The organism is Agromyces binzhouensis (assembly GCF_004135055.1).
GTDB classification, from domain to species: Bacteria; Actinomycetota; Actinomycetes; order Actinomycetales; family Microbacteriaceae; genus Agromyces; species Agromyces binzhouensis.
The window spans coordinates 1-9546 of record NZ_SDPL01000087.1; the positions used below are offsets into that span (position 1 = coordinate 1).

The following is a 9546-nucleotide window of genomic DNA, read 5'->3' on the forward strand; positions in this document are numbered from 1 at the left end:
GCCCCGACGTGGACGGCGCCTCGGGCGCCGAGCGTGACGAGCGCCGAGTGGATGCCGCGCGGCGCGAGCCGCACGGCGAGCGCGGCCACCCGCTCGGGGTCGGCCTCGAGCGCGTCGGAGTCGACCTCGCCGGTGAGCTCGGCGAGCTCCTCGCCGTTCGGCTTGATGAGGTCGATCTCCTCCCCCGAGTCGACGAGCGCGGCGAGCGGGGCGCCCGACGTGTCGACGGCGATGCGCGCGCCGACTCCGGCGGCGCGCACCTCGTGCACCACGCGGACGTAGAAGTCGTCGGGCAGCGACGGCGGGAGGGAGCCGGCGAGCACGAGCCACGAGGCATCCCTCGACCGCTCGACCGTGACGCGGATGAGGGCGCGCTGCTCGTCGTCGTCGAGCGCGGGACCGGGCTCGTTGAGCTTGGTGGTGACGCCGTCCGGCTCGGTGATCGCGATGTTCGAGCGGAGTCGCGCGGCGATGGGCACCGTCGCGACGGGCAGGCCGACGGCGGTGAGCGCCACGACGAGCGGGTCGTCGGCGCGACCGGGGAGCACTGCGACCGAGTCGGTGCCGGCGGCGACCAGCGCGCGGGTGACGTTGACGCCCTTGCCGCCGGGCTCCTCGACGCTGCGGGCGACGCGCTGGACCTCGCCGCGCTCGAGTTCCCGGTCGAGCTCGACCGTGCGGTCGAGCGACGGGTTGACGGTCAGCGTGACGATCATGCGACTCGCACCTCCACCTCTGCCTCGTCGAGCGCGACCGCGAGCGCGGGCCCGGGCGGCGCGTCGGTGATGAGCACGTCGACCTCGTCGAGCGCGGCGAAGCGCTGCAGGGCCTCGTCGTCGTGCTTGGACGAGTCGACGAGGACCACGGCGAGGCGTGCCCGGTCGACCATGGCCTGCTTGACCTGGGCCTCGAGCTCGTCGGGCGTCGAGAGCCCGAACTCGGCGCTCACGCCGTTCGAGCCGATGAAGGCGATGTCGGGGCGGATCTCGGCGAGCTGGGCCATCGCGGAGGGCCCGACGGCGGCGCTCGTGATGCCGCGGATCGTGCCGCCGATGATGCGGACGACCAGGTCGCGGCTGCCGTGGAGGAGCGCGGCGATCGGGACGGAGTTCGTGTAGACCGTGAGCGGCGGCGTGTTCGGGGCGGGCTTCCAGTCCGCCAGCGCCTCGGCGAGCGCACCGGTCGTCGTGCCGGCGTCGAGGAGGATCGAGCCCGTGAACGTCGGCGGCACGAGCGCCATGGCCTCGTGGGCGATCGCCCGCTTCGCCTCGGACTGCTGGCCGGTGCGCTCGAGGACCGTGGTCTCGGTCAGGCTCGCGCGGCCGGCGCTCACGGCGCCGCCGTGCACGCGACGCAGCCGGCCGACCCGCTCGAGCGCGTCGAGGTCGCGCCGGATCGTCTCCGCGGTGACGTCGAGTTCGTCGGCGAGCCCCGCAACCGAGACCCGCCCGGTGCGTGCGAGCGCGTCGAGGATGTGCTCCTGTCGCTCCATCGCGTACATGCGGCCTCCCTGCCGAATCTTCGATCACCTGCGTTCGTGTGAGTTTACCTCGCTCTTTCCAAGAAATGCAACCGTTTCGCAGAAATTCCCACAGAAAACCACACACGAGCCTCGTTCGGCGACGATGTCGCAGGCACACGACGGCGCCGGCCGGGAACGCATCCCGACCGGCGCCGTGCCGTGCCATCCGTCGACCTACGGGGCGGGAACCTCCGCACCCTCGGTGCCGGCCCAGAAGAGCCCGCGCGCGATCTGGCCGAACTGCCCGACCGGGTGGGTCCGGAAGTTCATCGACGTGCCGAACATCAGCACCCGGTTCCCGGCCTCGGTCTCGGCCGAGACCGCGGAGGCCTGGCCCGCCGCATCCGCGGTCGAACGACCGGCCGAGTCGCGCCAGTGCCCCGAGATGAACGGGTCCGCGGCGTACGTCTGCTCGACGACGGCGTTCGCGCCGAGGTTCGTGTACCAGACCGCCGGGTAGACGAACGCGGTGTCCTGCGGGAACGTGCCGAGGAGGCCGTCCTCCACCGGGTCGACCGACACGATGCCGTTCGACCCGCCCGTGCCCGACGTCGCGGTCGACGAGACGAGGCCGAAGGAGTTCGCGAAGCTCGCGATCGCCGTGCCCTCGCCGACCACGCCGCCGCCGGCGGCCAGGTACTCCGCCATCACGGCGCGACCGGCGGCCTGCGCCGACGAGAAGTTCAGCGTGCCCCCGATCCAGACCACGTCGACGCCGTCGAGGGTCGCCGTGCCGTTCGTCAACGCCGCGGACGAGATCGCGACCGGGTCGTCGAACCCGAGCTTGCGCAGCGTCTGCAGTTCCTCGCCGCCGCCCGAGTAGGCGACCGTGAGGTCGTCGAGGCCGCTGCTCTCCTCCGAGGCCAGTCGTGAACCGTCCGACGCGGTGAACGAGACCCCGTAGAGGTCGGCGACCTCGACCGCGGCCGCGTGGCTCGCGGCATCCGGACCGAGGATCACGGTGCCGTCCGCGAACGCCGAGACGGGCACGCCCGACTCGAGCAGCGCGTTGACGGCCTGGTACTCGGCCACGCCCGAGGTCGCGAGCTCGAGGTAGCCGCCCTGCGCGGGCACCGACCCCGTCGGCGCCGCCTCGGCGACGTCCTTCAGCTTGGCCCTGACGGCCGGGTCGCCGGTCGACCCGACGGCATCGACGTCCGCGCCCCACAGCAGCGCGAGGCTCCAGGCGGAGATGTCGTACATGTCGGGCACGCGGTCGGAGATGTCCGAGCCGTCCGCGAGCAGCACGTTGGCCATTCCGCGCAGCGGCTGGTGCATGTCGACCACGTAGGAGCCCGCCTCGTACGTGGTCCCGCCGGCGGTGAAGGCCGCGGACGCCCGCTGCACCTCGACGCCGTTGGCGATGAGCTGGTCGACCAGGTTCGCGGCATCCGTCGCCGAGCGCTGGCCGTCACCGGCCGGGATGACGTAGGCCCGCGGGAACTCGGCGGTGTAGACGTCGGTCTCGTCCCAGATCTCGGCCCACTGGCTCGGCTCGGCCACCTCGGCCGGGTCGACGTCGGCGGGGATCTCGACGAGCGGCTCGCCCGCCACGCCGCGGCGGAAGATCTCGATCTGGTTCGACAGCAGCGCGTCGGCGTTCTCGATCACGTAGTCGACGGAGGTGTCGATCACGACGCCGGCCACCTCGACGTTGACCGCCGAGTTCGCGGGGTTCCGCGGGTCGGTGGGCGGGTTCACGCGTCCGAGCGGCAGTTCGACCGTGTTCGTGATCGCGCCCTGGTAGGCGACGTACTGCGGCGTGAAGATCGGGGGCCAGTCGTCCCATCCCGAGCGGATGTCGCGGTACGGGATCCGGATGTTGCCGGTGTTCTCGGTCGTCACCCGGTTCGTCGTGCGGTCGAGGTACGTGTTGCCGGGGATGTCGGCCGCGGTGACGGCCTCCTCGATCTCGAGCGCGGCGGCGTACGCGTGCGGCAGGAAGAGGTCGTACTCGTAGTTCTCGCCGTGGGGCGGGCCGCAGGGCTCGACCTGCAGCACGCTCGTGTACCCGTGCAGGTCGATGTAGAAGGTCGGCTGGATGACGCCCGACAGGTCGCGGATGATCCGGGCCTCGCTGGTCGCGCCCGTGATCATGTCGCGGTTGGCGTCGAACCCGTCGGCCGTGGCCCGCTGGCCGAGCGCGCGCCCGTCGGGGTTGTTCGTGACGGTGAAGTACAGCCGGTTGCGCTCGAGGACGTCCTTCACCTCGTCGTACGGTGCCGTCGCGAGGTGCTCGATGTACTCGAGGACCGCGTCGGTGCCCTCCCACTCGTTGCCGTGGATGTTCGCGTTGAACCAGATCGGCACCTTGTAGTTCGCCATCAGCGACGCGTTCTTCGCCGCCGCCTCCGGGTTGTGCTTGATCATGTCGCGGAAGGTCGCCTGACGCTTGGTCTCACCCGCGTTCTCGGGGGCGGTCAGCGTGACCAGGTGGATGTCGCGGCCGAGCGCGGACTGCCCGACGACCTGCACCGAGATGCGGTCGCTCACGGCGGTGAGTCCGTTGAGGAGCGGTGCGATCTCGTCGTAGGGGATGACGCCTCGGTTGATCGACGCGTCGGTCGGGTCGTCCGCGACGGTGGCGAGTTCGGGCTGGTGGGGATAGCTCGACGGCGGCGCGACGAGCGGCGAGACGGGGGTGACGATCGGGACGGCAGGGTCGCCCTCGAGGGCGACCGCTGGGGTGGAACCGGCGACGAGCGTCGCGGCCAGGACGGCCGTGACGCCCGCGCCCGCAAGGGTGCGTTGCATCGACATGGTGCTCCGTAGGGTTGCGGACTCGGATCGGGACCGGCTCGCCGCGCGCCTCCGGCGGATCTCGCCGGCGCGGACGAACCACGCAGGATTCCTCGGTGGAATCGTGCGCTGGAAAGCGGTACCAGCCAGCCTTGCATGCGAACGCATGCGGTCTCCAGAGCGATTCGTTGCGTTCGTGTGAAGAATCCTGCGCGATCGCGCCGTCACTGGAGCGCGGAGGTGAGCCGCGCGAGGTTGTCGAGCACCGTCGACCGCAGCGGCTGCCGCATCCACTCCTCGAGCGTCAGCTCGCGGCTGTCGCGGCGATAGCCGTCCTCGACCGCGCGCATCTCGCGGACGAACGACGCGCCGCGCACGAGCAGCGACACCTCCATGTTGAGCTCGAACGACCGGATGTCCATGTTGCTCGAGCCGATCACGGCCACGTCGTCGTCGATCGTGAAGTGCTTCGCGTGCAGGATGAACGGCGCGCGGTACATGTAGATCCGCACGCCGGCGCGGAGCAGCGCCTCGTAGTACGAGCGCTGCGCGTGGTAGACCAGCGCCTGGTCGCCGATCTCGGAGACGAAGAGCTCGACGTGCACCCCGCGCTGCGTCGCCCCGCTGATCGCCCGGAGCATCGCCTCGTCGGGCACGAAGTACGGGCTCGTGATGATGATCTTCTCGCGGGCGGCGTAGAGCAGCGCGAGGAAGAGCTTGAGGTTGTTCTCGTTCGGATACCCCGGACCGCTCGGCACGACCTGGCAGTCGAGGTTCTGCTCGGCGGGCGGCTGGGCGAACGGGATCAGTTCCTCGCGCGACGGCGCCTCGCCGGTCTCGAGGTACCAGTCGGTCGCGAAGATCGCGTCGAGGCCCGAGACGATCGGGCCCTCGACCTCGGCGACGAGCTCCTGCCACTTCAGGCCGCGGCGGATGTTCCCGCGCTTGTTGTAGCTGCGATCGATGACGTTCTGCGAACCCATGTACGCGACCTCGCCGTCGACCACGAGGATCTTCCGATGGTTCCTGAGGTCGGGACGCTGGTACTTGCCGCGGAACGGCAGCACCGGGAGCATCAGCCGCCACTCGACCCCCATGCCCGTCAGCCGTCGGAGCGTGCGCCGGTACCCCTTCGATCGCCGTGACGCGATGTGATCGAGGAGGACGCGCACCTCGACGCCGCGCGCCACCGCGTCACCCAGCGCGTCGAAGAAGCGGGCGGTCGTGTCGTCGTACGAGAAGATGTAGAACTCGACGTGCACGTAGCGGGTCGCGCGCGAGATCGCATCGGCCATCGCGTCGAGCGAGGCCTCGTAGTCGCCGATGAGCCGTGCGCTGTTGTGGCCGATGAGCGGCATCGCACCGAGGTTGCGATTGAGCCGCACGACGCCCTCGAACCAGTCGGGCCACTCGCTGTGGTCACTGGCCTGCTCGACGCCGTGGGTGCTCTCGCGGATGAAGCGGTCGACCTCGGCCTGCTTCGCACGCCGCGCCTTCGGCAGCTTCGGGTTGCCGATCAGCAGGAAGAACAGCACCCCGAGGTAGGGGATGAAGAAGATCGCGAGCAGCCACGCCATGCCGGCCGTGGGACGGCGGTTCCGCGGCACCACGATGATCGCGATGATGCGGACGACGACGTCCACGACGAGGATCAGCAGGGCGATGATCGCCGTGATCTGCGCCGACGTCATGCCGGGCTACGCGGCTCGGTGGCGCTCGTCGGCGAGCTTCGCCCGCTCCTCGGCCTCGATCTTGGCGTACACATCGCGCTCCGTCCGGTCGGCGCGCAGCAGCGATCGCATCACGAACCAGAAGATGAGTCCGATCAGCACGGTCGGTGCGAGCGACCAGATCGCGTTCAGCCAGAAATCGTCCATAGCCGTTCCAGAATACCCGCGGATTCCTCAACCGGCGGTGATGATGCCCCAGATGCCCGACCCGAGCAGGTACACGCCCACTGCGGCGACGATCACCCAGATCGCGATCCGGGCGAACGACGGCTGGCGCGGATCGCGCTCGGGCTCGAGGTCCTTCTTGGGGAGGTAGTCGTTCATCGCGGCATCCTTCTCACTTGACCAGGGGGAACAGGATCGTCTCGCGGATGCCGAGGCCGGTGACCGCCATGAGCAGGCGGTCGATGCCCATGCCCATTCCGCCCGTCGGCGGCATGCCGAACTCCAGCGCGCGCAGGAACTCCTCGTCGAGGCGCATCGCCTCGGGGTCGCCGCCCGCGGCGAGGCGCGACTGCTCGACGAACCGCTCGCGCTGCACGACCGGGTCGACGAGCTCGGAGTAGCCCGTCGCGAGCTCGAAGCCGCGCACGTAGAGGTCCCACTTCTCGACGACGCCGGGGATGGACCGGTGCTGACGGACGAGGGGCGACGTGTCGAGCGGGAAGTCCATGACGAACGTCGGCCGCACGAGACCCGACTTCACGTGGTGCTCCCAGAGCTCCTCGACGTACTTGCCCGGCAACGGGTGGTCGACCTCGATCTCGACCGCGTCGGCGAGCTCCTTCAGCCGCGACATCGGCGTCTCGGGGGTGATCTGCTCCCCGACCGCCGCGGAGAGGGAGTCGTACATCGACAGGCGATCCCACTCGCCGCCGAGGTCGTACTCGGTGCCGTCGGCCCAGGTGACCACGTGCGAACCGGCGACCGCGTAGGCGGCGTCCTGGATGAGCTTCTGCGTGAGGTCGGCGATCGAGTTGTAGTCGCCGTACGCCTGGTAGGCCTCGAGCATCGCGAACTCGGGGCTGTGCGTCGAGTCGGCGCCCTCGTTGCGGAAGTTGCGGTTGATCTCGAACACGCGCTCGATGCCGCCGACCACGGCGCGCTTGAGGTAGAGCTCGGGCGCGATGCGCAGGTACAGCTCGGTGTCGAACGCGTTCGAGTGGGTCATGAACGGCCGGGCCGACGCGCCGCCGTGCATGACCTGCAGCATCGGGGTCTCGACCTCGACGAAGCCGAGGCTCGTGAAGGTCGAGCGGAGGCTCGCGTTGACCGTGGCGCGGTCGAGGACGTTGCGGCGCGCCTGCTCGCGCGCGATGAGGTCGAGGTAGCGGCTCCGGACGCGCGTCTCCTCCGAGAGCTCGTTGTGCAGGTTCGGCAGCGGGTTGATGGCCTTGGCCGCCATCCGCCACTCGGTCGCCATGATCGACAGCTCGCCGCGACGGCTGGTGATGACCTCGCCCGCCACGAACACGTGGTCGCCGAGGTCGACGAGCTCCTTCCACGCCGCGAGCGACTCCTCGCCGACCTCGCCGAGCGAGACCATCGCCTGGATGCGGCTGCCGTCGCCCGACTGCAGGGCCGCGAAGCACAGCTTGCCCGTGTTGCGGAGGTGCACGACGCGGCCGGACACGCCGACCGTCTCACCGCTCCGCTCGTCGACGCCGAGCCCGACGAAGCGCGCACGCACTTCGGGGATGGTCGTCGTGATGGGCACCGAGACCGGGTACGCGCCGTCGCCGAGGTCGGAGGCGCCGGCGATGAGCCGCTCGCGCTTGGCCAGTCGCACGGCCTTCTGCTCCGAGATCTCCTCGGCGGTCGGCTCGTGCGTGGTCTCGTCGGCCATTGGCGTCTCCGGTGTCGGGGTGGGTTCGTGGGGTGCGCATCCGAGCGGATGCCACGCACCAGCGTATCCCGCTGCGACGCGCCGACCTGAAGGGCAGCCGGATGCCTCGGCTCAGCCGAGCACGATGCCGGCGTTGTCGATCAGCCGCGTGCCGCCCACGCGGGCCGCGACGAGCACGGTCGCCTCACCGGTCGCCTCCTCGTCGACGGGCAGGAACGTGGCCGGGTCGACGACGACGAGGTAGTCGAGCTCGATGGCCTCGTGGTCGCCGAACGCCGCGGCCGCCTCGGCGAGCACCTCGTCGAGGCCCTCCCCCGCGGCGGCCTCGGCGGCCGCGAGCGACTCGGACAGCGCGAGCGCCGCGCGACGTCCGTCGGCGTCGAGGTACCGGTTGCGGCTCGAGAGCGCCAGGCCGTCGGCCTCGCGGACCGTCGGGACGACCTCGATGGCCAGCGGCGCGTTCAGGTCGGCGACCATCCGGCGCACGAGGAAGACCTGCTGCGCGTCCTTCTGGCCGAACACGGCCGTATCGGGCTGGACGATGTGGAAGAGCTTCGCGACGACGGTGAGCATGCCGTCGAAGTGCCCGGGACGCGAGGCGCCCTCGTAGAGGCTGCCGACATGCCCCGCGACGACGCTCGTCTCGACGGCGCCCTCCGGGTACATCTCGGCGGCCGACGGGGCGAACACCAGCTCGACGCCCTCGCGCGCGAGCGCGGCGACGTCGGCGTCGAGCGTCCGCGGGTAGCGGTCGAGGTCCTCGCCCGCGCCGAACTGCAGGGGGTTCACGAAGATCGACACGACGACCGCGTCGGCGATCGCGCGCGCACGGCGCACGAGTGCGAGGTGGCCGTCGTGGAGCGCGCCCATGGTCGGGACGAGGGCGACCGTGCGACGGGCGTCTCGCAGCCCCGCGACCGCGTCGCGGATGCCGTCGACCGTGCCGTGCACCACCGGCTCCGCCTGCCCGCCGCCGGAGCGGCGGGTCCGCTCGTCGTCGTCCGTCACGCGCCACCTCCCGACGGCCGATCGTCGTCGGCCCCGTCGATCGTAGCCGCCCCGTCGATCATGGGGCCCGGGTCGTGTCGGGCGAGCGCGTTCTCGACGGCGCTGCGGACGAGCGGTGCGAGGACGGCGCCGGCCCGAGGCATCCCGATGCCCTCGAGGATGCCCGTGGCCTGGTCGACGATCGCCGTGGAGAAGGAGACCGCGGTGTCGATCGCCTCGGCGTACGCCGGTCGGTCGGACTCGGCGACGACGAACGGCTCGCCGCCCATCTCGACGACGAGCGCCTGGGCGATCGGGAGGACCGGCGCGGGCGCCGTGACCGCGAACCAGGCGCCGGCCAGGCGGCCCAGGTCGAGGCTCGTCCCGGTGAACGACATCGCCGGGTGGATCGCGAGCGGGATCGCCCCGGCCCGCATCGCCGGCTCGAGCACGCCGACGCCGTGCGCGGCCGCGGTGTGCACGACGAGCTGACCGGGTCGCCAGGCTCCCGCGGTCGCGAGTCCCTCGACGAGCGTGGCGAGCTCGTCGCCGGGAACGGCGAGCAGGACCAGTTCGCTGCGCTCGACGATCTCGGGCAGCGCGAGGATCGGCACGTCGGGCAGCATCGCGGCGGCGCGCTCGCGGCTCGCGTCGGATACCGCGGCGATGCCCGTGAGCGCATGGCCGGCGCCGCCGAGCGCGGAGGCGAGGACCGCGCCGAC

At 71.1% G+C, this 9546-nt stretch carries 9 protein-coding genes; all 9 read right to left on the reverse strand.

Features of this window, described 5'->3' with window-relative positions:
• On the reverse strand, positions 1 to 716 hold a 716-nt coding region (locus ESO86_RS06515; protein WP_129234166.1), incomplete at its 3' end, for a 1-phosphofructokinase family hexose kinase.
• Entirely contained in the window at positions 713 to 1501 is a 789-nt protein-coding gene (locus tag ESO86_RS06520) for a DeoR/GlpR family DNA-binding transcription regulator (RefSeq protein WP_129234167.1), read from the reverse strand. The genes ESO86_RS06520 and ESO86_RS06515, both read right to left, overlap by 4 nt.
• A gap of 195 nt (positions 1502 to 1696) precedes the next feature.
• On the reverse strand, positions 1697 to 4276 hold the full coding sequence (locus ESO86_RS06525; RefSeq protein ID WP_165307420.1) for a M14 family zinc carboxypeptidase: 2580 nt from the start codon (positions 4274 to 4276) through the stop codon (positions 1697 to 1699).
• A 209-nt stretch (positions 4277 to 4485) separates the two neighbouring features.
• The gene (gene cls / locus ESO86_RS06530) at positions 4486 to 5952 is read right to left on the reverse strand and encodes a cardiolipin synthase (protein ID WP_129234169.1); all 1467 of its coding nucleotides are present in this window, start codon (positions 5950 to 5952) and stop codon (positions 4486 to 4488) included.
• A 6-nt stretch (positions 5953 to 5958) separates the two neighbouring features.
• A complete protein-coding gene (locus ESO86_RS06535; protein ID WP_129234170.1) occupies positions 5959 to 6138 on the reverse strand; it encodes a hypothetical protein in 180 nt (59 codons plus the stop codon).
• 27 nt (positions 6139 to 6165) lie between these two features.
• Positions 6166 to 6315: a hypothetical protein gene (locus tag ESO86_RS18625; protein ID WP_165307422.1), complete on the reverse strand. Its 150-nt coding sequence runs from the start codon at positions 6313 to 6315 to the stop codon at positions 6166 to 6168.
• Positions 6316 to 6328: 13 nt separating this feature from the next.
• The gene (gene lysS / locus ESO86_RS06540; RefSeq protein WP_129234171.1) at positions 6329 to 7837 is read right to left on the reverse strand and encodes a lysine--tRNA ligase; all 1509 of its coding nucleotides are present in this window, start codon (positions 7835 to 7837) and stop codon (positions 6329 to 6331) included.
• Positions 7838 to 7948: 111 nt separating this feature from the next.
• Positions 7949 to 8791, reverse strand: coding sequence for a pantoate--beta-alanine ligase (gene panC / locus ESO86_RS06545; protein WP_129234173.1), 843 nt, complete (start codon positions 8789 to 8791; stop codon positions 7949 to 7951).
• A gap of 50 nt (positions 8792 to 8841) precedes the next feature.
• On the reverse strand, positions 8842 to 9546 hold a 705-nt coding region (locus ESO86_RS06550; protein ID WP_129234172.1), incomplete at its 5' end, for a Rossmann-like and DUF2520 domain-containing protein.

Excerpts from the sequence above, each read along its gene's own strand:
- ESO86_RS06520 (WP_129234167.1), bottom strand. The coding sequence starts at position 1,501 with ATGTACGCGATGGAGCGACAGGAGCACATCCTCGACGCGCTCGCACGC.
- ESO86_RS06525 (WP_165307420.1), bottom strand. The coding sequence starts at position 4,276 with ATGCAACGCACCCTTGCGGGCGCGGGCGTCACGGCCGTCCTGGCCGCG.
- cls (WP_129234169.1), bottom strand. The coding sequence starts at position 5,952 with ATGACGTCGGCGCAGATCACGGCGATCATCGCCCTGCTGATCCTCGTC.
- ESO86_RS06535 (WP_129234170.1), bottom strand. The coding sequence starts at position 6,138 with ATGGACGATTTCTGGCTGAACGCGATCTGGTCGCTCGCACCGACCGTG.
- ESO86_RS18625 (WP_165307422.1), bottom strand. The coding sequence starts at position 6,315 with ATGAACGACTACCTCCCCAAGAAGGACCTCGAGCCCGAGCGCGATCCG.
- lysS (WP_129234171.1), bottom strand. The coding sequence starts at position 7,837 with ATGGCCGACGAGACCACGCACGAGCCGACCGCCGAGGAGATCTCGGAG.